The following is a 787-nucleotide window of genomic DNA, read 5'->3' on the forward strand; positions in this document are numbered from 1 at the left end:
GAGCGGCGGGCGATCCGCCCATTCGCCCAGCCAGCGCTGCCAATGCGCGGTATCGATGCCGTCGAGCGCCGGCTCGGCGGCCAGGCGCGCCGGCTCGCATGCCCACAGCAGCGCGGCCGTCTCTTCCAGCGAGGCGCGGCCGGCCAGTTCGACGGCGTCGTGGCCGCGATAGCGCGGGCGTCCGTCGGCGATCCGCGTGATGCGCGATTCGAGCACCGGCACGCCGAAATCGAGCGAGCGCTCGGCCACGCCGCCCGCGCGTTTCGCGTCGGCGCGGCGGCGGGCCAGCAGCGTGACCTCGTCGGCATCGTAATGGCGGCGCTTCGAGCGGCCGTCGGGATAGGACGCGAGCAGCCCGCGGCTGACGTAGGCGTAGAGCGTGGGCAGGCTCACGCCGAGCTGGCGGGCCGCGTCGGCGGCGCTGATTCTGGGCATCGGCAGGCTCCGGGCGCGCAGTCGCGCGCGCATAACCGAACAAATCTGTATGTATTGATTCGGGCCATCAAGATTGATCGCCTCGCCAGCCCGATTCTAGACTCGCCGCACCACTTTCGAACGGAGCAGACGATGGATCCACGACGAGCCTTGCAGGTTCTCTGGCAGATGGCGAATGCCGATCCGGCCGCGCTGGCGCGCGTCGATCTCGATGCGGGCGCGGGCGATCCGGGGCTGCCATCGGTGCATCGGGTCGGCACGCTGGCGCTGGCCACCGTCGCGGCGGCCGGCCTGGCCGCCGCCGAGTGCGACCGCCTGCGCACCGGCCGCGTGCAGCGCGTGGCGCTCGCGC

General features: G+C 72.6%; 1 protein-coding gene and 1 pseudogene. One reads left to right on the forward strand and one right to left on the reverse strand.

From position 1 onward, the window contains the following. Positions 1-435 (reverse strand): citrate/2-methylcitrate synthase (locus G3N92_RS34520; protein ID WP_277396229.1); only part of this gene is annotated, 435 nt, incomplete at its 3' end. Between the two features lie 132 nt (positions 436-567). On the opposite strand from G3N92_RS34520, the pseudogene G3N92_RS34525 reads away from it, so the two are divergent. Then, positions 568-787 (forward strand): annotated as a pseudogene (locus G3N92_RS34525) (CoA transferase); the annotation flags it as partial.

Source organism: Burkholderia sp. Ac-20379 (assembly GCF_017104645.1).
Classification (GTDB): domain Bacteria; phylum Pseudomonadota; class Gammaproteobacteria; order Burkholderiales; family Burkholderiaceae; genus Burkholderia.